Source organism: Streptomyces sp. NPDC051976 (assembly GCF_040680795.1).
Classification (GTDB): Bacteria; Actinomycetota; Actinomycetes; order Streptomycetales; family Streptomycetaceae; genus Actinacidiphila.
Genome location: NZ_JBFAXL010000095.1, coordinates 1 through 22,193, shown reverse-complemented (window position 1 = coordinate 22,193; position 22,193 = coordinate 1). Strand labels below are relative to the sequence as shown.

Sequence of the window (22,193 nt, the reverse complement as noted above, 5' to 3'; positions counted from 1 at the left end):
CGCCCTCGGGCGGCGGCCCTTTGAGGACCGCCGCCCGAGGGCCGCGTACGCCGGAGCACCCCTCAGGCGACGCCCGCCTGCAGGAAGAGCCCGCCGTCGACCACCAGGTTCTGGCCGGTGATCCAGGCGGCCTGGTCGGAGAGCAGGAAGGCGGCGGCGCCGCCGATGTCCTCGGGCACGCCGAGCCGCTTGAGCGGATAGCCCGCGGCGGCCTCCTCCTCGCGGCCCTCGTAGAGCGCCGCGGCGAACTTGGTCTTCACCACGGCCGGGGCGATGGAGTTGACCCGGACGCCCGGCGCCATCTCCGAGGCGAGCTGCACCGTGAGGTTGACCATGGCAGCCTTGCTGACGCCGTAGGCGCCGATGAACGGCGAGGGGGCGAGTCCGGCGACGGAGGCGATGTTGACGATCGCGCCGCCGTTCTCCTTCTGCCACGCCTTCCAGGTCTGCTGGGCGAAGCCGAGCGCGGAGATCACGTTGGTCTCGAAGACCTTGCGGGCGACACCGAGGTCGAGGTCGGCGAGCAGGCTGTACACGGGGTTGGTGCCCGCGTTGTTGGCGAGGAAGTCGACGCGGCCGAACGCCTCCATGGTGCGTTCGACGGCGACGGCCTGGTGTGCCTCGTCGTGGGCCTTGCCCGCGACGCCGATGACGCGGTCGGCGCCGAGCTTGTCGACGGCCTCCTTGAGCGCGTCCTCGTTGCGTCCGGTGATGCAGACGCGGTCGCCGCGGGCGACGAGCGCCTCGGCGATGCCGTAGCCGATACCGCGGCTGGCGCCGGTGACGAGGGCGACACGGCCGCTGTCGGGGAGCTGGTTCATGGTGTTCGGGACCTCCGGCTTGTCAGTTGAGCGGGCCGCCGGCCACGTACATGACCTGGCCGGAGACGAAACCGGCCTGCTCGCCGGTGAAGAAGGCGATCGCGTTCGCGATGTCGTCGGGGTTGCCGACGCGCTGAACGGGGATCTGGGTGGCCGCGGCGGCCTGGAACTCCTCGAAGCCCATGCCGATCCGGGCGGCGGTGGCGGCGGTCATGTCGGTGACGATGAAGCCGGGCGCGACGGCGTTGGCGGTGATGCCGAACTTGCCCAGCTCGAAGGCGAGGGTCTTGGTGAAGCCCTGCAGACCCGCCTTGGCGGCCGAGTAGTTGACCTGGCCGCGGTTGCCGAGCGCCGAGGACGAGGAGAGGTTGACCACGCGGCCGAACTTGGCGTCGACCATGTGCTTCTGTACCGCGCGGGTCATCAGGAAGGCGCCGCGCAGGTGCACGTTCATGACGGTGTCCCAGTCGGACGCGCTCATCTTGAACAGCAGGTTGTCGCGCAGGACGCCCGCGTTGTTCACCAGGATCGTGGGCGCGCCCAGCTCCGCGACGACCTTGGCGACGGCCGCCTCGACCTGTGCCTCGTCGGACACGTCGGCGCCGACGGCGAGGGCCCGGCCGCCCGCCGCGGTGATCGTCTCGACGGTGTCCTTGCAGGCGCCCTCGTCGAGGTCGAGTACGGCGACGGCGCGGCCCTCGGCGGCCAGCCGTACGGCGGTGGCGGCGCCGATTCCGCGGGCGGCGCCCGTCACGATCGCGACGCGCTGCTCGGTGGTGGACATCTGATCTCCTCAGCCCTGTGGTGCGGCGCCGCATCCGCCCCGCACACACCCTGGGCACATGAGCGACCGCTTAGTAGGTCCCGTAGCCGAAACCGTAGGAGGGCCGTGACCCTGTGTCAACGCCACCACGGGTGATGTGGCTCAGCGCACCAGCAGGGCGAGCAGCCGGTCCGCCTCCTGTTCCGCGTCGGCGGTCAGCCCGGTGTGGATCGGGCCGGGCTGCACAATGGTGCTGCGCGGCGCGGTCAGCCAGCGGAAGCGGCGGCCCGGGTCGTCCCGTCCCGCCTGTCCGGCCCGCTCGCCGCCCGCGCAGATGCCCTCGTACCCGCGCAGCGCCGTCCGCACCCCGTCGACGTCGGCCGCCGGGTCCAGGCAGCGCAGTTTCCCCTCGTCCAGGTGCACGCGCGCGCCCACGTACCCCTGGGCGCGGCAGTAGACCAGCACACCGGCGTTGATCATCTCGCCGCGCTCGATGCTCGGCACCACGCGCACCAGCGCGTACTCGAAGACATCGCGCCCGTTCGCCGTGCTCACTTGGCGTTCTTCCCCTCGACCCAGGTACGCAGCCACTCCGGCGGCGGCTGCTTCTCCTCCTGCTGCGGCGCCAGCCTGATCCGCTCGTGGATGTCCGCGGCGCGGGCCAGCAGCAGCTCGCGGTAGGCGCGGCGCACCTCGTCGGGCGTGTCGAAGCCGGGCTCGTCGGTCAGCCACTCGTCGGGTACCAGGGCGGTCACCTCGGTCAGCAGCGCGTCGGTGACCCGGGGCGCGAGTTCGGCCGCCGCGGCCACCGGGTCGGGCGAGAAGCGGGCCAGCGCGTGGTCGGCGGCGTCGTAGGGCTTGGCGGACGCGGTGTGGGCGGTCTTCCAGTTGTGGTGCCAGATCAGCGCGGCGCCGTGGTCGATGAGCCACAGGTCCTTGTGCCAGACCAGCATGTTGGGGTTGCGCCAGGAGCGGTCGACGTTGCCGATCAGCGCGTCGAACCAGACGATACGGCCGGCCTCGACCGGATCGACGCCGAAGACCAACGGGTCGAACCCGAGGGAGCCGGGCAGGAAGTCCATCCCCAGGTTGAGGCCGCCGCTGGACTTCAGCAGGTCCTGGATCTCCTGGTCGGGCTCGCCCAGTCCGATGACCGGGTCGAAGTCGAAGCGCACCAGGTCGGGCACGCGCAAGTCCAGCCGCCTGGCCAGCTCGCCGGCGACCACCTCGGCGATCAGCGCCTTACGGCCCTGGGCGGCGCCGGTGAACTTCACGACATAGGTGCCGAGGTCGTCCGCCTCGACCACACCGGGCACCGAGCCGCCTTCGCGCAGCGGCGTCACGTAGCGGATGCCCGTCACTTCTCTCAGCATCCCCCCAGGTTATGTGCCGGGGCGGAGCGTGAGGGACGCGGTGGGTGGGCCGGGGAGCGGGGCGCGCCCGGACACGGGGGCCGCACGGTGGTGGCGGAGGGGCCGGCGGGACCCCGGGGAAAATTCCTGCCGCCCGCGTTGAACGCCACGCCCCGCCGGTCCGTATCAACCGGCATGCGTGACCACACGCTGCCGGGCGGCGGCTCCTCCCCGCCGCCCGGCCCCACGAGCGGACAGGATCCTCCTCATGGCCGAAACCCCCCGAATCTCCGTGCCACCCACCCGACGCGGCATCGTCGCGGCGGCTGGCGGCGTGGGGCTCGCCGCGGCGCTGGCGGCCTGCGGCAGCTCGGACTCCTCGGACAACGCCAAGTCGGACTCCGAGGCCCCTGCCGCCCCCACCACCACCGACGCCGGGGCGCCGCCGTCGACGACCGACTCGGCCAACGGCGGGGGCGGCGGTGGCGGGACGACGCTGGGGAAGTCCGCGGACATCCCGGTCGGCGGCGGAAAGATCTACCCTGACCACAAGGTCGTCGTCACGCAGCCGACCGCCGGGCAGTTCAAGGCGTTCTCCGCCACCTGCACCCACCAGGGCTGCCTGGTCACCAGCGTGTCGGACGGCACGATCAACTGCCCGTGCCACGGCAGCAAGTTCCACGTGGCGGACGGCAGCGTGGCGAACGGCCCGGCGAGCAGTCCGCTGGCCACGCAGAAGGTGACGGTCAAGGGCGACGAGGTGGAGCTCGACGCGTAGCAGGACAGGGCACCACGGGGGCCTACAGGCAACCGATACGGGCCGGACGGGGTTGCGGACACAAAACCGTCCGGCCCTCACCAGACGCGCCGGACGGGCGCCGGGCGGATACGGGGCGCCCGGCACCCGCCCGGCGTCCTTGTGAGGGCGCCGGGGGAAGCGCGTCAGCGGGACGGGCGTGCGAGGGAGGGGCGTGCGAGGGAGGGGCGTCAGCTCCGCCAAGCGCCGAGGATCTCGTCGGTCGTCGTCACGGTGGCCACCAGCGCGAGGGTGTGGCGGACCATCGCCTCGGCGTAGTCGGCGGGCACCCCTGCCACGGCGTCACCGGGCACCACCACGTCGTAGCCGAGGTTGACGGCGTCGAAGACCGCGTTGGGGATCGCGATGTTCAGCGAGACCCCGGTGACGATCAGGGTGCGGCAGCCGAGATTACGCAGCAGGGGGTCGACATCGGTGCCCGCTATCGGCGAGAGTCCGTGCAGCCGGGTGACCCGGAGGTCGGTGTCGGCCACCGGGATCTCCTCGGCGAGCAGAACCGCCGCGCTGCCCTCGATCTGCTGCACGGGCAGCTTGGCGGCGGCGCGGAAGAGCCGGGCGTTGCTGTTGCCGCCCCGGCCGTCGGTACGGCGCTGCGCGACCGCGTGCAGCACCGCGGCGCCCACGATGTGCGCCGCGCCGACGAGCCGGGCGACATTGGCCAGCGCGCCCGAGTCGCGGGCCGCGGCGGCGAGTTGGGGAAGCGCGCCGCCCGGCCCGACGACCCCGCGCTGGCACTCCACCGTGAGCAGCGCGGTGGACTCGGGACGCAGCAGCGCGGAGAGCCGGTCGCCTGAGGTCATGGGCCGACCGTATCTGACTGACCGTCAGATGAGAAGGGCTGGACCTGGCGGGCCGCCGTCCCGCATGATTCCTGACGAGTAGTCAGTTAAGGCTGCACGGCAGCGGCGCGGAGGTGCCACGACCATGACCGTCACCCAGCGGCGGGGCCGCAGGATCATGATGTCCCCGGCCGAGATCGACGCCTTCCTCGCCGAGCGGCGCACCTGCCGGGTGGCGACCGTCTCACCGGACGGCCGCCCGCACGCCGGGGCGCTGTGGTTCGCCTGGGACGGCACCTCGCTGTGGCTCTACTCGCTGGTCCGCAGCCGCCGCTGGGCCGATCTCCGGCACGACCCGCGCGTCGCCGTGGTCGTGGACGACGGCGAGGAGTACGGCGAACTGCGCGGCGTCGAGCTGTGCGGCTCCGTCGAGTTCGTCGGTGAGGCCCCGCGCACCGGTGAGCCGCACCCCGAACTCGACGCGCCCGAACGCCTCTTCGCGACCCGCAACTTCGGCCTCGCCGCCATGCCCCACGACGGCCGCCACGCGTGGCTGCGCCTGACCCCCGAGACCGTCACGTCCTGGGACTTCGCCAAGCTCGCGACTCTCGGGGAGCGGTAGGCAGGGGCAGCCGGGGCCGGGCTCGGGCGGTCAGTCCGTCGGCCGGGCAGCCGACCGGCGGAGCGCCTCGACCGCCGCGCGGATCGCCGGGCGGCGGTCCGCGTCCTCGCGCCAGACCGCGTAGACATGGCGGCGCATGGTGTGGCGGACCGGGGTGACGCATACGCCCTCGGGCATCGGGTCACGGCCCAGACGCGGGATGACGGCCACCCCGAGGCCCGCCGCGACCAGCGCGAGGACGGTGGCGTGCTCCTCGGCGTGGTGGGCGATCCGCGGTTCGACGCCCTTGCCGCGGAGCGTGAACAGCAGCCACTCGTGGCAGAAGCCGCCGTCCGGCCAGGCGATCCAGTCGTCGTCGGCCAGGTCGTCGAGTTCGATCGCCGAGCGGCCCGCCAGCCGGTGCCCCTCGGGGAGCGCGACATCGGCGATGTCGTCGATGAGCGGCGCCTTGGCCAGCCCGCCGGGCAGCGACAGCGGCTTGTTGTACCAGTCGAGGACGACCGCCAGGTCGATGTCCCCGCGGACCAGCCTGGCCAGCGACTCGTGCGGCTCCAGCTCGTGCACCACGGTGCGCAGCTGCGGGTGCTCCTCGCGCAGCGATTTGAGTGCCTTGGGGAAGAGTCCGCGCACGGCCGTCGGGAAGGCGCCGGCGCGCAGCTCGCCGACGGCGGCTCCGCGGTGTGCCTCCAGGTCGGAGTGGGCCAGCTCGACCAGCGACAGTATCCGCTCGGCGTGCCCGGACAGCAGCCGCCCGGCGTCGGTCAGCCGCACGCCGCGGCCGTTCTTCGCGAGCAGCGACTGGCCGGTCTCCCGCTCCAGCTTGGCCATCTGCTGCGACACGGCCGACGTCGTCACGCTCAGCACCTCGGCCGCGGCGCTCACCGAGCCGTGGGTGTCGATGGCGTGCAGGATGCGCAGGCGTTCCAGACTCAACATGTAAGTAATCCTACGTCGTCCGTGTACCAAAACTCGCTTGTTCTACGACATCAAACGCGCCATCGTAGACGCATGACCGCACCCGCCCAGCCCAGGACCGCCACGCCGGATCCCGCGCCGCTCCCCTCCCCGGGGTCGGCGTCCCTGCCCCTCACCTCCGCTTCCCCGGCCGCGGCGGGTGCGGCCGACACGTCCGCCGCCAAGCAGCCCCGCCGGGTCGTCGACTGGCGGATCCGCTTCACCGCGCTGGGTCTGGTCTGGGGCTTCAGCTTCCTGTTCATGAAGGTGGGCAACGAAGCGTTCGCGCCCCTCCAGGTCACCCTCGGCCGGATGCTGTTCGGCACGGCGGTGCTGGCCGTGGCGGTCGCGGTCAAGCGGGACCGGCTGCCGGGCGAGGGCCGCACCTGGCTGCATCTGACGGTGGCCGCGGTGCTGCTCAACACGCTGCCGTTCTCGCTGTTCGCGTACTCCGAGCAGACCATCCCCTCGATGCTCGCGGGGATATGCAACGCGGCGACCCCGCTGTTCTCGATGCTGGTCTCGGTGGTCGCGCTGTCCGAGGACCGGCCGTCGCGGCAGCGGTTCGCGGGCGTCGGGCTCGGCTTCCTCGGCGTGCTGACGGTGCTCGGCGCCTGGCAGGGCTTCTCCGGGCAGGACCCCAAGGGCACGATCATGGCACTGACGGCGGCCTTCAGCTACGCGGTCGGCTGGGCGTACGTCCGGCGCAATCTGGCGGGCAGCGGCAGCTCCAACCTGTCCATGTCCGCGAGCCAGTTGTTCCTGGGCACCCTGCAACTGGCCGTGATCACGCCGTTCTTCACCTCGCTGCCGACGTCCTTCCCCGCCAAGTCCGTGCTGTCGGTGCTGGCCCTCGGCGCGCTGGGCACCGGGGTGGCGTTCCTCATCCAGTACGGTCTGGTCGCCGAGAAGGGCCCGACGATCGGCGCGATGGTCACCTACCTCATACCCATCGTCGCCACCGCCGCGGGCGTCCTGCTGCTGGGCGAGTCGCTGAGCTGGAACGAACCGGTCGGCGCCGCGGTCATCCTGGCCGGTGCCGCCCTCACCCAGCGGCGCCCGAAGCCGGCCGCCGCCGTGGTCCCGGACACAGTCCCGGTTCCGGTTCCGGTCTCGGCCGAGGCGGCCCAGGCACCGATTCCGGCTCAGGCCCCGGCCAAGCCGTAGCAGTCTCCGTAGCGCCGTCACCCGCGGGTGTGGGAGCAGGCGGGCGGCGGCGCTACGGGAAGGTCAGACGAAGCGGCCGGAGCCGCCAGGGCCCGGTCCCGCGGGGCGCAGCACTTGGGCGACGGCGTCGGCGAGCGGATGGATGTCGCGGGGCGTGAGGGCCGAGACGGTGAGCCGCACGCCGGGCGGCGAGGCGAGCCGGAAGCGCTGGCCGGGGGCGACCGCCCAGCCGCGCTGGAGCAGCCCGGTGACGGCGCCGGTCTCGTCGCTGACCGGCACCCAGACGTTCATGCCGCTGCGGCCGTGCGCGACGACACCGCGCTCGGCGAGCGCCCGCACCAGTGCGTCACGCCGCTCGGCGTAGGCGCGGGCGGTGCGCACCGGGTCCACCGCGCCGCTCTCCCAGAGGTGGACGACGGTGCGCTGCAGCAGGTGGCTGACCCAGCCCGCGCCGAGCCGGTGGCGGCCGCGCACGCGATCCACGGTCACCGCGTCCCCGGTGTAGAGGGCGAGCCGCAGGTCGGGGCCGTACGCCTTGGCGGTGGAGCGGACGAGGGCCCAGTGTTCGGTGACGCCGGACAGGCAGTGCAGGGGCAGGTCGACGAGGCCGTGCACGTGGTCGTCGTCGATGACGAGTACCTGGGGATGGGCGGCGAGCAGCGCCCGCAGCTCCGCGGCGCGGGCGGCGGAGACGCAGGCGCCGGTGGGGTTCTGGCCGCGGCCGGTCACCACGATCGCCCGGACCCCGCCACGCAGGGCGCGGGCGACGTCGGCGGTCACGGGCCCGTCGTCGTCCACGCCGACCGGGACGGCGCGCAGCCCCATGGCGGGTACGAGGTCCAGGGTGCTGCCCCAGCCGGGGTCCTCGACGGCGACCGCGTCGCCGGGCCGCAGATGGGCGGCGAGCACCCTCTCGATGGCGTCGAGCGAGCCGGAGGTGATGCCGATCGGACCGGCGGGCACACCGTCCGCGTCGAGGGCGGCGCGGGCCAGCGCGGCGAGGTCGGCGTCGACGGGCGGACCGCCGTAGAGCGCGGGCGAGAGCGCGTGATGGGCCGCCGCCGCGGCGAGGGCGGTGTCCAGTGGGGGCAGCAGCGCGATGTCGGGGTTGCCCTGTGAGATGTCCCGTACGCCCGCCGGGACGTCGATCCTGATCTCGTCGCGGGGCGCGGTCGCCGGGCGTGAGCGGACCCGGCTGCCGCGGCGGCCCGCCGTCTCGATCACTCCGCGGTCCCGCAGCAGGCGGTAGGCGGCGGCGACGGTGTTCGGGTTGACGTCGAGTTCCTGGGCCAGTTCGCGCAGCGGCGGGAGGGCCGCGCCGGGTTTCAGCGCGCCCGAGCCGACGGCGCTCTCGATGTCGGCGGCGATAGCCGATGCGCCCTTACCCGTGATCCGGTATTCTCCTAGCACAAACCATATTATGCACTAGTTCAAAGGATCGCGCCATGCCCTCCGCGCAGCCCACCGCATACCCGTCCACCGACCGCACCGTACCGACCCGCAGCCGCGAACGCGCCTCGTACGACCGCGAGCTGGTGCACGCGGTGCTCGACGAGGGATACCTGTGCCACCTGGGCTTCCTCCGCGACGGCGCGCCGGTCGTGCTGCCCACCCTCTACGCCCGGGTCGGCGAGCGGCTCTATGTGCACGGCTCGACGGGTTCCCGGCCGCTGCGGGGTGCCGGGGCCGCCCCGGGGCTCGCGGTGTGCCTGACCGTCACGCACCTGGACGGCCTGGTGCTGGCCCGCTCGGCGTTCCACCACTCGGTCAACTACCGCTCGGTGGTGGTGCACGGCACCGCGTTCCAGGTGACCGACCCGGAGGAGCGGTCGCTGGCGCTGGACGCGATCGTCGAGCAGGTGATGCCGGGGCGCGCCGACGACTCCCGGCGCGCCAACGCCAAGGAGCTGGCCGCCACCGCCGTCATACGCCTCGACCTGCTGGAGGTCTCCGCGAAGGTGCGGTCGGGCGGCCCCAACGACGAGCCGGAGGACCTCGAACTCCCCTACTGGACCGGTGTGCTGCCGGTCGCGAGGACGTACGGCACCCCGATCCCGGCCGACGACCTCGCGCCTTCCATCGCGCTGCCCGGCTATCTGAGCGGCGAGTGAGGGGCACCCGATGCTGATCCACCCCTGGGACGCGCCCACCGAGGACGGCGAGTGGCGGGACTGGCTGGCCGTCCACGACTTCGGCCAGCTCGCGGTCAACGGCCTGCCGGGCGAGCCGCCCCTCGTGCAGCCGCTGCACTTCGCCTACGACCCGGCGCGCGGCGCACACGGCGAGGCCGTCACCCATCTCGCCCGGCCCAACCCGCTGTGGCGGGCGCTCGAAGCCGCGCCGCGGGTGACGCTGAGCGTCGTCGACGACTACACCTTCATCCCCGGCCCGTGGCACGCCCCGGACGGCGCCCCGCCGGAGCACGGGACACCGACCAGCTTCTACGCGGCCGTCCAGCTCCACTGCACGGCGCATGTGGTGGACGACCCGGAGCTCAAGGCCGAGCTGCTGCGGCGGCAGGTCGGCCACTTCCAGCCCGACGGCGGCACCGCTCCCGTCGTCCCCGACCAGGCGCCGTTCGGCCGGATGCTCGCGGGGATCCGCGGCATCCGGCTCGAAGTCACCGACGTGCGGGCCAAGTTCAAGTACGGCGGCAACAAGCCCGCCGCGACGCAGCGCCGGGTGACGGAGCTGCTGGCGCAACGCTCGGGCCCGCACGACGCGGCCGCCCGCACCCACCAGTTGCGCCGCCTGGACTCCGGAGCGGGCACGGACCACTGACGCGCCGCCCTGGCGGGCGCCGACCCGCGGCGTCGCGCCCCCGCCGCTCGACGGGCGGAACCCGGCGCGGGCGGGGGGCCACGCGGGGCCCGTGTTCGCCGCTGACGGCGGGCGCGGGCCCCACGGCGTTCACCCCGCGCCGCTCACCCGGTGGCAGGCGCCGCCCGGCGGCGTACCGCGGCGGACCTCGCCTCCTCGAGACCGAGGCCCGTCACCGCGGCGAGCAGGATCACGGTGCCCAGCACGGTGGCCGCGGTGAGGCGTTCACCGAGCAGCAGGACGGCGATGGCGGCGGCCGAGACCGGTTCGATCAGGGCGATCACCGAGACGGTCGCGGCCCTGAGCACCGCGGCGCCCGCGAAGTACAGGCCGTAGGCGGCGGCCGTGGGCACCGAGGCCAGATAGCCGAGCAGCAGCAGGGTGCGGCCGAGATCCGCCGTGTGCGGGGTGATGCCCTCGGCCCACGCGGCGGGCAGCAGCACCACCGCGCAGATCGCGAAGGCCCACAGCGAGGTGTCGAGCGGGTCGCCCGCGGTGCCGGTACGCCCGAACCACCGCGTCAGCAGGGTGATCGCCGCGTACCCCGCGGCCGACAGCAGCGCGAGAAGCACGCCCAGCGGGCGTACCTCCGTACCGCCGCCGCCCAGTACCAGGACGGCGAGGCCCAGCAGGGCGCCCGCGACGGCCAGCGTGCCGCCGCGGCCGAGGCGTTCGCCCATCAAGACCCGGGCGGCGAGGGCGATCAGGACGGGGCCGGAGCCGAGGGTGACCACGGTGGCCACCGCCAGCCCGGTGGACCGCACCGCGCAGAAGTACGCGGCCTGGAACAGCGTCAGCCCGGCGCCGGTGGCCAGCACGCGGACCAGCCGGCGGCGCCGCGGCTCGGGCCGTACCGGTGCCGGCGCCGGGCGGAGCGCCCGCGCGACCAGCAGCAGGAGGCAGCCGCCCGCCGCCCGCCAGAAGGTGAGGGCCAGCGGGCCGAGCCCGCTGCGGCCGTACAGCAGCGCCGCCGCCGCACCCGCCGTACCCCAGGCGGTGGCGGCGAAGACGACATAGAGCAGGCCCCGGCCCGTGGACAGGGCAGCCCGGACCGGCATGTGAACAGTGGTGTGGGACACGAGAGTTCTCCCGCGGAAGAGGTGATCAGGTCGCTCGGCACCTTGTGCGGGCAGCCCGATCCACCCCGGTCACCCTCCGGCGCGTGACACGCGCTCCGGGCCCGGTGCGGCCGCCCGCGTCAGCGCGCGGGAGGCGGGAGAACGGTGGAATGCATACCGCCACCCTATGTCCTCCGGACCCGGACCCGGATGCGACCCCGGCGCCCCGGACCCCTGGCATGGGGCCGCGCCGAGGCCACCGCGACGAACGCCGCACGCAACCGGCCCCGAGACGACCCGACGATGCGCGTCCGGGGCCGCGTGCACGCGGGCCTTCCGCCCTCGCGGCGGCCTCGACGGGCGAACTGCCGCAGGAACCACCCCCCCGCCCGGCTCGGCGCGGAGCCGCCCTCAGCGTCCCTTCGGCGTCGCCGCAGGCGCCAGATCCTCGTCCGGGCGCTCACCGTCGCGCAGGTGGGCGCCGGGCTCGCGGCGCACTTCCCCCGGGGGCTCCGCTCCCTGCGGCTCCGGCCCGGGGAGGGGTTCGGTGGCCGGGGACGGGGCTTTGGTGCCTGCCGCGGTCTGGGCGACGAAGGCGCCCGCGAGGACGAGGGTGCCGCCGATGACCTGGTCGGCGCCGAGGTGCTCGTCGATGAGGATCCAGGCGAGGACGGTGCCGACGACCGCCTCGATGCAGGCGACGACGCCGGCGACCTGGGGGGTGAGGCGGCGGACGGCGATGACGCCCGCGAGATAGGCGACGACGGTGGCCACCAGGACGATCCAGGCGAGCAGCAGGACCGCGGGGACCTCACGCTCGCCCAGGGCGGCCCGGTGCCCGAGCACGGCCCAGTGGATGTTCCAGGGGCGGGCGGCGGCGGTCAGTACGACGGTGCCCACGAGCAGGCCGTAGGCGATGACGGCGATCGGTTCGGGGGCGGAGTCGCCGTCCTCCGCGTCCGAGCCGTGGTCGGCGAGGACGAAGTACGCGACCTGGCAGCAGGCCGCGCCGAAGGCGAAGAGCAGTCCGAGCGGGTTGAAGGCGAGCCCGGACCAGATCTCGACGACGCAGGCCATACCGGCCACCGCGAGGACGACACCGAGCGCGGCGGCCCTGGTGACCGGGCGCCGCTGCACGAACCGCACCCACCCCAGCAGCAGGGCGGGGCCGAGGAACTCGACCAGGATCGCGACGCCGACCGGGATACGGGAGATCGCCACGAAGTAGAGGGCCTGGCAGCCGGCGATGCCGAGCAGCCCGAAGCCGATGAGCAGCCCGGGCTTGCGGCGCGGCAGCGTGCGGTGCCGCAGCGCGACGGGCAGCAGGATCAGCGCCGCTCCGGCCACCCGCATCCACACCACGTGCAGCGGGTCGAGACCCGCCTCGATCAGCGGCTTGGCCGCGACCCCCGACCCGCCGAACGCGAAAGCCGACAGCAGGGCGAGCCCCAGCCCTCTGTTCCTCCCCTGAGTTACCTGCATCGGCCCATGATGTCAGCTCGCGACAGGACCGTCATCCCGATAGCCACTGACATCGAGCCCCGCGGAACGCAGTACGGCGACGGCCCGGCAGTCGGGGTCGGCGGCGAGTGCGTCGAGGAGGTCGATGCCGTCGGCCTGGGGACGGCCGCGACGCCAGGCGAGCGTCGCCGCGCGGCGCATCGCGGCCGCGGCGGCGGGGCTCCAGCCGGGTGCGGCGGCCATCGCGACGGTGGGCAGGGCCCCGGAGTCCTCCACGGTGCCGCGCCACGCCAGGCCGTATCCGATGCTGCGCTGCACGAGGTAGCCGAGTACGCGGGCGACCCGGCCGGTGCCCGCGTCGCACGCGTCGCGCGCCAGCGGGTCGTTCTCCAGCAGGGAGTGCAGCAGGTGCGCGGTGTCGACGCTGCGGTCCGCGTCGCGGGTGGCCCGGCGTCGCGCACTGGCCGCCACGGAACGCAACTCGACCGTGAGGCGAGTGTCGTCCGCCAGGTGGTTCAGGTCGAGCGGCGGCCCGTAGTTGCTGTGCACGAACTCCACCCCATCAAACGGGGCCCCTCCCGCGCATCGGCTGCACGGTCCATCCGCGCCTCCGCCCGAGGAGGGGGGAGACCGCCGGGCCCGTCATCCCCGGGGATGAGTCATGGCCACAGCAAGGTCCGGTGCCAGCCCGCACCGCCGTCCCCGCTCCCGCCGCCGGGGTCGCCCTCGCGCGTGTAGCGCAGCCGCAGATGGCGGCCGCCCGGGTCGGCCTGGAAGAACTCCACCTCGCCTGCCCGCAACCGGTACAGGCGGTGTCCGTCGGGCACGCGGTCCGGCTCGGCCGCGACCAGTGCCTCCGCCTCCTGGCGGGCCCGCGCGTACTCCCCCGCGCCGGCGAGCGGCGCGCTCATCCGCCCGGTGAACCCGGCGGCCCGGGACGCGGGCGACCTGCCGAGGAAGTCCTGCCGGGTCGCCCGCTCGTCCGCGGTGGAGACCGGCCCCGCCATCCGGATCTGCCGCCCGTGCGCGGGCCAGTACCAGGTCAGCGCGGCCACGGGCCTCTCGGACAGGTCGCGGCCCTTGCGGCTGCCCGCGTCGGAGGCGAAGAGGACGGCGCAGTCGGCGCTGTCGACGCCGCGCAGCATCAGCACGCGGGCGCTGGGGGTGCCGTCGGCCGCCACCGTGCTGAGCGTCATGACATGGGGCTCGGCCACACCGTCGGCCAGTGCCGCGTCCAGCCAGCGGGCGAAGAGCGGCCCCGGCGCCGCGGGTGCCCGCGCCGGGTCGAAGTGCGGCAGCCGCCCGGCCAGTACGGGCGCGGCCCGCATCCGGGCGAGCAGGCCCGCGTCTCCCCCGGGCACAGCCGCGTCAGCACCGCCCGAGCGCACGCCGTCCGAGCCCGCGCCGTCCGAGCCGGAGCCCGCATCGGCACCGGCACCCGCACCCGCACCCGCACCCGCGTCACCCTCGCGCATCCACGTCTCCCCTCACCCTTCAGGCCGACCACATCTGACGGTCCATCAGTCTTGAGTGTTGCGCCTCCCCCGGCTACGGTGCGCGCACCACCCGGGACTCAGGGAGTGATCGCATGGCCGAAGTCACCGCCCAGGCGCGCATCGCGGCTCCAGCGGGCAAGGTCTGGGACCTGTTGACCGACTTCTCCTCCTACGGCGACTGGAACGCCACGCACACCGGCTTCCCCGACGGCGGCCCCCAGCCACTGGCGGCCGGTGCCTCGTACCAGGAGAACATGTGCATGATGGGCTTCCCCGCCGAGGTGACCTGGACGGTCGACGACCTGGTGCCCGAGCGGGTGCTGGGCACCAGCGGCAAGGGGCCGATGGGGGTCAACCTCGGTATGCGCTACACCCTGACACCCGAGGGCGACGACACCGAGGTACGGATCGACGGGTCGTTCACCGGCGCCGCCGTGTCGCTGATGGCGGGCAAGCTGAAGGACTCGGCGACCGCCGCGCTGCACGAGTCGCTGCGCAAGATCGCCGGACTCGTCGAGTAGCGCGGCGGCCGGGTCGGGCGGCGTGCCGTAAGGGACTCACTTCTTCAGCGGCTGGTTGAAACGCAGCAGGTTGCCCGACGGGTCGCGGAAGGCGCAGTCGCGGACCCCGTAGAACTGGTCCATCGGCTCCTGCAGCACCTCGCCGCCCGCCGCGCTGATCCGCTCGAAGGTGGCGTCGCAGTCGTCGGTGACGAAGATGGCGCCGCGCAGCAGGCCCTTGGCCATCAGCTCCGCCATGACCTGCTTGTCGGCCTCGGAGGCGTTGGGGTCGGCGAGCGGCGGCTCCAGGACGATGTTCACGTCCGGCTGCGAGGGCGATCCGACCGTCACCCAGCGCATGCCCTCGAAGCCCACGTCGTTGCGCACCTCGAAGCCCAACACGTCGCGGTAGAAGGCGATCGCCTTGTCATGGTCGTCGACGGCGATGAAGCACTGCGAAACCTTGATGTCCATGCTGCTCAGGCTACGACTGCGCGGCGGCGCCCGCGTCCCCGTTGCGGAGCGGCCGGGTGTGGATCTTCGCCAGGCAGGCCGGGATCCCCGCGCTGTGGTCGTGGTTGCGGGCCCGGTAGGCGCTCGGGGTCTCGCCGACGAGTTCGGTGAAGCGGGAGCTGAACGACCCCAGCGACGTACAGCCGACCGCGAAGCACACCTCGGTCACCGACAGGTCGCCGCGCCGCAGCAGCGCCTTGGCCCGCTCGATACGGCGGGTCATGAGGTAGCTGTACGGCGTCTCGCCGAAGGCGGCGCGGAAGCTGCGGGAGAAGTGGCCCGCCGACATCAGGGCGTCGCGCGCCAGCGCGGGCACGTCGAGCGGCTCCGCGTAGTCGCGGTCCATCCGGTCACGGACCCGGCGCAGCCGGATCAGGTCCTCGAGACTCTGCGTTCCCACGTGATCAGTTTCCCACAGCCGGACCTGGCCGGTCCCGAACCGATCAGGAATCGAGAAGCGCCGCCGCGGCGCCGCGGCTAGCGTGACGTTCACGGACATCGCGTCCGTCTTCCGCCGGACCTTCCCGGCCCACACGACCACACCACGCTAGGAGCGGACATGTCCTCCACCCAGGGAATCAAGACCGTGCTGCACCCCGTCACCGACCTGGACAAGGCCAAGGCGGTCTACGCGGCGCTGCTCGGCGTGGAGCCGAACGCGGACTCGCCGTACTACGTCGGCTTCGAGGCCGAGGGCCAGCAGATCGGGCTGGTGCCGAACAGCACGGAGCCGTCGCCGGTCACCTACTGGCACGTGGCCGACATCGAGGCCAAGCTTGCCGAGGTCACCGCCGTGGGCGGCACCCTGAAGGACGCCCCGCACGACGTCGGCGGCGGCCGCCTGGTGGCCACCTTCACCGACCCCGACGGCAACGTCCTCGGCCTCATCCAGGACTGACGTCCGGTCCAGGACCGACGTCCGCTCCAGGACCGGCGTCCGGTCCAGGGTCGAGGTCCCGCACCGCAGCCCCGCACAACAGATGGAGACACGGAGAGCATGGCCACGAGGACGAAGGCGTCGTCACCCGCACCGCACGTCGCCGACAGCCACGATCTGATCCGCGTGCACGGCGCGCGGGTGAACAACCTCAAGGACGTCAGCGTCGAGATCCCTAAGCGCCGGCTGACGGTGTTCACCGGGGTCTCGGGTTCGGGCAAGAGCTCGCTGGTGTTCGGCACGATCGCCGCCGACTCCCAGCGGATGATCAACGAGACGTACAGCGCCTTCGTCCAGGGCTTCATGCCCACGCTGGCCAGGCCCGACGTGGACGTGCTGGAGGGCCTGACCACCGCGATCATCGTCGACCAGCAGCGGCTCGGCGCCGACCCGCGCTCCACGGTCGGCACCGCCACCGACGCCAACGCGATGCTGCGCATCCTCTTCAGCCGCCTCGGCACCCCGCACATCGGCTCGTCCCAGGCGTTCTCCTTCAACGTCGCCTCGATCAGCGGGGCGGGCGCGGTCACCGTGGAGCGTGCGGGCGAGACGGTGAAGGAGCGCCGCAGCTTCAGCATCACCGGCGGCATGTGCGCCCGCTGCGAGGGCCGCGGCTCGGTCAACGACATCGACCTGACCCAGCTCTACGACGAGGAGAAGTCGCTCAACGAGGGCGCGCTCACCATCCCCGGTTACAGCATGGACGGCTGGTACGGCCGGATCTTCAAGGGCAGCGGCTTCTTCGACCCGGACCGGCCGATCAAGCGGTACACCAAGCGGCAGCTCCACGACCTGCTCCACAAGGAACCCACCAAGATCAAGGTCGACGGGGTCAACCTGACCTACGAGGGCCTGATCCCGAAGCTGCAGAAGTCGATGCTGTCCAAGGACGTCGACTCCCTCCAGCCGCACATCCGCGCCTTCGTGGAGCGCGCGGTCACCTTCGCCACCTGCCCGGAGTGCGAGGGCACCCGGCTCAGCGCGGAGGCCAGGTCGTCGAAGATCGGCGGGATCAGCATCGCCGACGCCTGCGCGATGCAGATCAGCGACCTGGCCGAGTGGGTGCGCGGCCTCGACGAGCCGTCGGTGGCGCCGCTGCTGGAGCGGCTGGTGGAGACGCTGGTGTCGTTCGTGGAGATCGGCCTCGGCTATCTCTCCCTGGAGCGGCCGTCGGGCACGCTGTCCGGCGGCGAGGCGCAGCGGGTGAAGATGATCCGTCATCTCGGGTCCTCGCTCACCGATGTCACCTATGTCTTCGACGAGCCCACCATCGGCCTGCACCCGCACGACATCCAGCGGATGAACGACCTGCTGCTGCGGCTGCGGGACAAGGGCAACACGGTGCTCGTGGTGGAGCACAAGCCGGAGACGATCGCGATCGCCGACCATGTGGTGGACCTCGGCCCCGGCGCCGGTTCAGGCGGCGGCACGGTCTGCTTTGAGGGCTCCGTCGAGGGGCTGCGGACCGGCGGCACCATCACCGGCCGCCACTTCGACGACCGCGCCCAGTTGAAGGAAGAGGTGCGCAAGCCCACCGGCACGCTGGAGATCCGCGGCGCGACGACGCACAACCTGCGGGATGTCGACGTCGACGTGCCGCTGGGGGTGCTCACCGTCGTCACGGGCGTCGCCGGTTCCGGCAAGAGTTCACTGATCCACGGGTCGATTCCGGCCGGTGAGGGCGTGGTCTCGGTCGACCAGAGCGCCATCCGCGGTTCGCGGCGCAGCAACCCGGCGACGTACACCGGCCTGCTCGACCCGATCCGCAAGGCGTTCGCGAAGGCCAACGGCGTCAAGCCTGCGCTGTTCAGCGCCAATTCGGAAGGTGCCTGCCCCAACTGCAACGGCGCCGGGGTGGTTTACACCGACCTGGCGATGATGGCCGGTGTCGCCACGACGTGCGAGGTGTGCGAGGGCAAGCGGTTCCAGGCGTCGGTGCTGGAGTACCACCTCGGCGGCCGGGACATCAGCGAGGTGCTGGCGATGTCGGTGGACGCGGCCGAGGAGTTCTTCGGCGCGGGCGACGCCCACACGCCCGCCGCGCACCGGATCCTGCAGCGGCTGGCCGACGTGGGGCTGGGCTACCTCAGCCTCGGGCAGCCGCTCACCACGCTGTCCGGCGGCGAGCGGCAGCGGCTGAAGCTGGCGACCCACATGGGTGACAAGGGCGGTGTGTACGTCCTCGACGAGCCGACCACCGGTCTGCACCTGGCCGATGTCGAGCATCTGCTGGGCCTGCTCGACCGGCTGGTGGAGGCCGGGAAGTCGGTGATCGTCATCGAGCACCACCAGGCGGTCATGGCCCACGCCGACTGGATCATCGACCTCGGCCCGGGCGCGGGACACGACGGCGGCCGGATCGTCTTCGAGGGCACGCCCGCCGATCTCGTCGCCGACCGCTCCACCCTCACCGGCCAGCACCTCGCGGCCTACGTCGGCGCCTGATCCGGCGCCGCAAGCGCCGACGGCACGAACGCCGGGCCGCGGACGGGGAGTTCCCCCGCCGCGGCCCGGCGTCGTGGTGTGACACTGGGCCGTGCGCCGTACCGGTACGGACCGCGGTCAGCGCACCGTCACGGTCGTCGTCCGGGTGCCCGCGGTGAAGACGTAGTCGCCGCGTGCCACCTCCTGCTTGCCCGCCCCGTCGATGTCGCCGGGGGTGACCGCCAGCGCGCTCGGCGGCACGTCGAGCGACACCGTACGGCTCTCACCCGCCGCCAGGTGCACCTTGGCGAAGGCGACCAGCTTGCGCGGCGGCGCGAGGACGTCGCTGGACGGCTGCGACACGTACACCGGCACCACCAGATCGCCCGCCCGGTCACCGGTGTTGGCGACCGCCACCTTCAGGTGGATCGTGCTGTGGGTCCGCGCGGTGGCGGAGTCCGCGGTGACGGAGTTGAAGGCGTAGGTGGTGTACGACAGGCCCGCCCCGAAGGGATACGCGGCGTTGTACGTGGACTCCGGGCCGCCGTTGGTGCCGGGCAGCTGCTGGTAGTACAGCGGCTCGTCACCGATGTCCTTGGGCCAGGAGGCGTTCAGCCGGCCGCTCGGGTTGACCTTCCCGAAGAGCACGTCGGCGACCGCGTGGCCGCCCTCGGTGCCCGGCAGCCAGGACATCAGCAGGCCCTGGGTGCCGTCGGCGTCACCGAGCACCAGCGGGCGCCCGGCGATCACCACGGTGACGACCGGCTTGCCGGTGGCCTTCAGGGACTTCACCAACGCCTGCTGGTCGGCGGTGAGTTCGGGCCGCGGCGCGTCCGCGGCGCCCTCGGCGGCCGCCTTCTCGCCCACCACGACCACGGTGAGGTCGGCGTCCTTGGCCTGCGCGACCGCGTCGTCCGCGGTCTTGGCCTGGACGACCTCGGTGCCCGCGGGCGCCGCCTCCTTGATGCCTTGGAGCACCGTGGTGCCGGGCAGCTTCACGCCGTCGGGCACGCCCTGCCAGCCCACGGTCCAGCCGCCGACCTGGTCGTTGATGTCGTCGGCGTAGGAACCGGCGACGACGATCTTCTTCGCGGACGGGGAGACCGGCAGCACGTTGCCGTCGTTGCGCAGCAGCACCTGGGACTCGTCCGCGGCCTGCCGGGCCAGGCCGGTGTCCGCGCCGAGCACCCGCGCGTCCGCCTTCGAGGCGTCCACATAGGGGTGTTCGAAGAGTCCGAGCTGGAACTTGAGGGTGAGGATGCGCGACACCGACTGGTCGATCCGCTTGACCGACACCAGACCGCGGTCCACCGCGGCCTTGAGCCCGTCGCTCCAGCCCTGCGCGTCGTACGGCTCCATCGCCATGTCCAGGCCCGCGTTGACGGCCTTGGCGATCGCCTCGGGGTAGTCGGCGGCGATGTGGTACGAGTTCTGCAGCGCCCGTACGTCCTGCCAGTCGCTGACGACGACGCCCTGGAAGCCCCACTGGTCGCGCAGCACCTTGGTGAGCAGGTACGACGACGCGGTCGCCGGGACGCCGTTGACGGCGCCGGAGTTGACCATGACCGTCTTGGCCCCGGCCTGCACCGCCGCCTTGTACGACGGCAGCAGGGTGTCCTGGAGGTAGCGCAGCGACACGTCCGCGGGCACCCGGTCGTGGCCGTTGGACGGCTCGGAGTAGCCCGCGAAGTGCTTGACGGTGGCGACCACGTGCTTGGCGCCGTCCGCGGTGTCGATGCCCTTCACGGCCGAGGCGGCCAGGGTGCCGGTGAGTAGCGGGTCCTCGCCGTAGGTCTCGTAGTACCGGCCCCAGCGCTGGTCGCGGGCGAGGTCGGCGACGGGGGCGAAGTTCCAGTCGATGCCGGTGGCGGCGACCGCGCGGGCGGCGGAGGCGCCGACCTGCCGGGCGATCGAGGGGTCCCAGGTGGAGCCGATGCCGATCTCCTGCGGGAAGATCGTCGCGCCGAGCACGTTGTTGTGGCCGTGGACGGCGTCGACGCCGTAGAGCACCGGGATGTGCAGCCGGGAGTTCTCGACGGCGTACTTCTGCACGGTGTTGACCATGGTCGCCCAGTTCGTGGGCGTGTTGACCGCGGGGCCCGCACCGCCGCCGGACAGGATCGACCCGGCCGCGTTGTCGCCGAGCACCGACTTCATGCAGGCCGGGGTGAAGTCGCCGCCGCTCCACTGGCAGTCGCCCTGCATGCGCACCACGGATATCTGGTCCATCTGGCCGATCTTCTCGGCCAGCGTCATCCGCTTGAGCAGGTCGTGCACCCGGACGTCGATCGGCGCTCTCGGGTTGGTGTACGTCGGGTTGTCCCCGGCCTGCGCCGGTACCGACGCGACGGCCGCGACGCAGGCGGCCGCTGTGGCGAGAGTTAACAGACCGCGAAGGCGCAGTCGTCGAGCGTTCCTTGGCATCGCAGGCGTCCCGTTCCTGTTCGGGGTCCCGGCGCTGTGTGGACGGGACCGAGTGCCGTAAACGTTTCCGATCGGCCGGAAGTCTGTCCTCGCCACCACTGATCGTCAAGACTGTACGCACGAGTCACTTTCCGAGGTTTCCTCCGCGCAGAACAGGCACGCCGTGAATATCCGTGAACTGGCCCGCCGCAGCGGCGTTTCGACCGCCACCGTGTCCCGGGCTCTGAACGACCGGGCCGAGGTCAGCGAGGCCACCCGGGCCCGAATCCGCCAGCTGGCGAGCGAGTTGGGCTATGCGCCCAACGAGCCGGCCCGCACCCTGGTGCGCCGCCGCTCGGACACCATCGGGCTCATATGGGACAGCGGCCAGGAGGCGCGCGGGCTGCACAACCCCTTCCTGCTGGGGATGCTGAGCGCGGTGCGCACCGCGCTGTCCGAGGCGGACTACCACCTGATGCTGCTGACCACGCCGGGGCCCGACGACCCGGACACCGCGCATCTGCAGGCGGTGCAGCGGCACAATCTGGAGGGCGTCATCGTGCTGGCGACCCCGGCCGACGACCGCTGCCTGCAGGTGCTGGCCGCCTCCGCGGTGCCCTGCGCGGGCATCGACACGGCCTTCACCGGGCCTCGTACGGTACGCGTCAGTTCGGACAACGCGGCGGGTGCGGAGGCCGCCGTGGAGCATCTGTACGCGCTCGGCCACCGCAGGATCGCCACCGTCACCGGGCCGCTGCACCTGCCGCCCGCCGCCGAGCGGCTGGCGGGGTACCGGCGCGCCTGCGAGCGGCTCGGGCTCGCGGTGCCGCCGGAGTATGTGGCGGAGGGCGACTTCTACCTGGACAGCGGCGAGTCGGCGGCCCGGGAGCTGCTGGCGGTGGCGGAGCCGCCGACCGCGATCTTCGCGGCGGGCGACCAGATGGCGATCGGCGCCCTGCACGCGGCGGCCGCCGCGGGGCTCAGTGTGCCGCGCGACCTGGCGGTGGTCGGTTTCGACGACATCGACGCGGCGGCGCTCGTCCGCCCGGCGCTGACCACGGTCGCGCAGGACCAGCGCAGGCTCGGCGAGGCGGCCGTCGAGGCGCTGCGGGCGCTGCTCGACGCGACCCCGGTCGAGTCGGCCCAGCCGCGGATCGTGCCCACGCGGCTGGTGGTACGCGGATCGAGCCGGGCCCGGGGGGGGGGGCCCCGGCCCGCGGGGGGGTGACCCACCACCGGGCGGGGGAGCCCGAGCCCAGGGCGGTGGCCGCCACCTACGAGAACGGAAGAGCGGGGGGGGTGGGAA

General features: G+C 73.0%; 23 protein-coding genes. 9 read left to right on the top strand and 14 right to left on the bottom strand.

Annotation, left to right across the window (positions count from 1 at the left end; all coding sequences use genetic code 11):
- Nucleotides 1-62: 62 nt before the first annotated feature.
- From AB0M29_RS42650 to AB0M29_RS42635, 4 genes are all read right to left on the bottom strand, one after another.
- Nucleotides 63-821, bottom strand: a complete 759-nt coding sequence (locus tag AB0M29_RS42650) for an SDR family oxidoreductase (protein WP_365392561.1) — start codon at nt 819-821, stop codon at nt 63-65.
- Nucleotides 822-843: 22 nt separating this feature from the next.
- Complete coding sequence (gene fabG, locus AB0M29_RS42645; protein ID WP_365392559.1) at nt 844-1,605, bottom strand: 3-oxoacyl-ACP reductase FabG; 762 nt, start codon at nt 1,603-1,605, stop codon at nt 844-846.
- Between the two features lie 141 nt (nt 1,606-1,746).
- Nucleotides 1,747-2,139: a DUF3037 domain-containing protein gene (locus AB0M29_RS42640; protein ID WP_365392557.1), complete on the bottom strand. Its 393-nt coding sequence runs from the start codon at nt 2,137-2,139 to the stop codon at nt 1,747-1,749.
- Nucleotides 2,136-2,957 (bottom strand): HipA family kinase, encoded by an 822-nt coding sequence (locus AB0M29_RS42635; protein ID WP_365392555.1) that lies wholly within the window; start codon nt 2,955-2,957, stop codon nt 2,136-2,138. The genes AB0M29_RS42640 and AB0M29_RS42635 overlap by 4 nt, the downstream gene beginning before the upstream one ends.
- 247 nt (nt 2,958-3,204) lie before the next feature.
- On the opposite strand from AB0M29_RS42635, the gene AB0M29_RS42630 reads away from it, so the two are divergent.
- Entirely contained in the window at nt 3,205-3,714 is a 510-nt protein-coding gene (locus AB0M29_RS42630) for a Rieske (2Fe-2S) protein (RefSeq protein ID WP_365392553.1), read from the top strand.
- A gap of 209 nt (nt 3,715-3,923) precedes the next feature.
- On the opposite strand, the gene AB0M29_RS42625 is transcribed toward AB0M29_RS42630, so the two are convergent.
- Nucleotides 3,924-4,553, bottom strand: coding sequence for a cysteine hydrolase (locus AB0M29_RS42625; protein ID WP_365392551.1), 630 nt, complete (start codon nt 4,551-4,553; stop codon nt 3,924-3,926).
- A gap of 124 nt (nt 4,554-4,677) precedes the next feature.
- On the opposite strand from AB0M29_RS42625, the gene AB0M29_RS42620 reads away from it, so the two are divergent.
- Nucleotides 4,678-5,154 (top strand): pyridoxamine 5'-phosphate oxidase family protein, encoded by a 477-nt coding sequence (locus AB0M29_RS42620; RefSeq protein ID WP_365392549.1) that lies wholly within the window; start codon nt 4,678-4,680, stop codon nt 5,152-5,154.
- Between the two features lie 30 nt (nt 5,155-5,184).
- Here the strand turns inward: AB0M29_RS42620 and AB0M29_RS42615 are convergent, their stop codons facing one another.
- Nucleotides 5,185-6,090: a LysR family transcriptional regulator gene (locus AB0M29_RS42615; RefSeq protein ID WP_365392547.1), complete on the bottom strand. Its 906-nt coding sequence runs from the start codon at nt 6,088-6,090 to the stop codon at nt 5,185-5,187.
- A gap of 72 nt (nt 6,091-6,162) precedes the next feature.
- On the opposite strand from AB0M29_RS42615, the gene AB0M29_RS42610 reads away from it, so the two are divergent.
- Nucleotides 6,163-7,275 (top strand): DMT family transporter, encoded by a 1,113-nt coding sequence (locus AB0M29_RS42610; RefSeq protein ID WP_365392545.1) that lies wholly within the window; start codon nt 6,163-6,165, stop codon nt 7,273-7,275.
- 63 nt (nt 7,276-7,338) lie between these two features.
- Here the strand turns inward: AB0M29_RS42610 and AB0M29_RS42605 are convergent, their stop codons facing one another.
- Nucleotides 7,339-8,685, bottom strand: coding sequence for an aminotransferase class I/II-fold pyridoxal phosphate-dependent enzyme (locus AB0M29_RS42605; protein WP_365392543.1), 1,347 nt, complete (start codon nt 8,683-8,685; stop codon nt 7,339-7,341).
- Nucleotides 8,686-8,720: 35 nt separating this feature from the next.
- Between AB0M29_RS42605 and AB0M29_RS42600 the strand changes: the two genes are divergently transcribed.
- Together AB0M29_RS42600 and AB0M29_RS42595 are read left to right on the top strand one after the other, a co-directional pair.
- Nucleotides 8,721-9,386: a pyridoxamine 5'-phosphate oxidase family protein gene (locus AB0M29_RS42600; RefSeq protein WP_365392541.1), complete on the top strand. Its 666-nt coding sequence runs from the start codon at nt 8,721-8,723 to the stop codon at nt 9,384-9,386.
- 10 nt (nt 9,387-9,396) lie between these two features.
- On the top strand, nt 9,397-10,056 hold the full coding sequence (locus AB0M29_RS42595) for an FMN-binding negative transcriptional regulator (protein WP_365392539.1): 660 nt from the start codon (nt 9,397-9,399) through the stop codon (nt 10,054-10,056).
- 143 nt (nt 10,057-10,199) lie between these two features.
- Here AB0M29_RS42595 and AB0M29_RS42590 read toward each other — a convergent pair whose 3' ends face one another.
- The 4 genes from AB0M29_RS42590 to AB0M29_RS42575 form a co-directional block, all read right to left on the bottom strand.
- The gene (locus AB0M29_RS42590; protein WP_365392537.1) at nt 10,200-11,153 is read right to left on the bottom strand and encodes a DMT family transporter; all 954 of its coding nucleotides are present in this window, start codon (nt 11,151-11,153) and stop codon (nt 10,200-10,202) included.
- Nucleotides 11,154-11,564: 411 nt separating this feature from the next.
- Entirely contained in the window at nt 11,565-12,635 is a 1,071-nt protein-coding gene (locus AB0M29_RS42585) for an EamA family transporter (RefSeq protein WP_365392535.1), read from the bottom strand.
- A gap of 12 nt (nt 12,636-12,647) precedes the next feature.
- Nucleotides 12,648-13,163, bottom strand: a complete 516-nt coding sequence (locus tag AB0M29_RS42580) for a peptidase (protein ID WP_365392533.1) — start codon at nt 13,161-13,163, stop codon at nt 12,648-12,650.
- A 110-nt stretch (nt 13,164-13,273) separates the two neighbouring features.
- Nucleotides 13,274-14,089 (bottom strand): pyridoxamine 5'-phosphate oxidase family protein, encoded by an 816-nt coding sequence (locus AB0M29_RS42575; protein WP_365392532.1) that lies wholly within the window; start codon nt 14,087-14,089, stop codon nt 13,274-13,276.
- 113 nt (nt 14,090-14,202) lie between these two features.
- Here AB0M29_RS42575 and AB0M29_RS42570 point away from each other — a divergent pair, with 113 nt between their 5' ends.
- Nucleotides 14,203-14,631, top strand: coding sequence for an SRPBCC family protein (locus AB0M29_RS42570; RefSeq protein ID WP_365392530.1), 429 nt, complete (start codon nt 14,203-14,205; stop codon nt 14,629-14,631).
- A 36-nt stretch (nt 14,632-14,667) separates the two neighbouring features.
- On the opposite strand, the gene AB0M29_RS42565 is transcribed toward AB0M29_RS42570, so the two are convergent.
- Together AB0M29_RS42565 and AB0M29_RS42560 are read right to left on the bottom strand one after the other, a co-directional pair.
- Nucleotides 14,668-15,084, bottom strand: a complete 417-nt coding sequence (locus AB0M29_RS42565) for a VOC family protein (RefSeq protein WP_365392528.1) — start codon at nt 15,082-15,084, stop codon at nt 14,668-14,670.
- Nucleotides 15,085-15,094: 10 nt separating this feature from the next.
- The gene (locus AB0M29_RS42560; RefSeq protein ID WP_365392563.1) at nt 15,095-15,469 is read right to left on the bottom strand and encodes a helix-turn-helix transcriptional regulator; all 375 of its coding nucleotides are present in this window, start codon (nt 15,467-15,469) and stop codon (nt 15,095-15,097) included.
- A gap of 213 nt (nt 15,470-15,682) precedes the next feature.
- On the opposite strand from AB0M29_RS42560, the gene AB0M29_RS42555 reads away from it, so the two are divergent.
- Together AB0M29_RS42555 and AB0M29_RS42550 are read left to right on the top strand one after the other, a co-directional pair.
- Nucleotides 15,683-16,021: a VOC family protein gene (locus AB0M29_RS42555; RefSeq protein WP_365392526.1), complete on the top strand. Its 339-nt coding sequence runs from the start codon at nt 15,683-15,685 to the stop codon at nt 16,019-16,021.
- A 99-nt stretch (nt 16,022-16,120) separates the two neighbouring features.
- A complete protein-coding gene (locus tag AB0M29_RS42550) occupies nt 16,121-18,505 on the top strand; it encodes an excinuclease ABC subunit UvrA (protein WP_365392524.1) in 2,385 nt (794 codons plus the stop codon).
- A gap of 117 nt (nt 18,506-18,622) precedes the next feature.
- Here AB0M29_RS42550 and AB0M29_RS42545 read toward each other — a convergent pair whose 3' ends face one another.
- Complete coding sequence (locus AB0M29_RS42545) at nt 18,623-20,908, bottom strand: glycoside hydrolase family 3 N-terminal domain-containing protein (protein ID WP_365392522.1); 2,286 nt, start codon at nt 20,906-20,908, stop codon at nt 18,623-18,625.
- Between the two features lie 163 nt (nt 20,909-21,071).
- Here AB0M29_RS42545 and AB0M29_RS42540 point away from each other — a divergent pair, with 163 nt between their 5' ends.
- Nucleotides 21,072-22,115 carry a LacI family DNA-binding transcriptional regulator gene (locus tag AB0M29_RS42540; RefSeq protein ID WP_365392520.1) on the top strand — a complete coding sequence of 348 codons (1,044 nt, stop codon included), beginning with the start codon at nt 21,072-21,074 and terminating at the stop codon, nt 22,113-22,115.
- Nucleotides 22,116-22,193 lie beyond the last annotated feature (78 nt).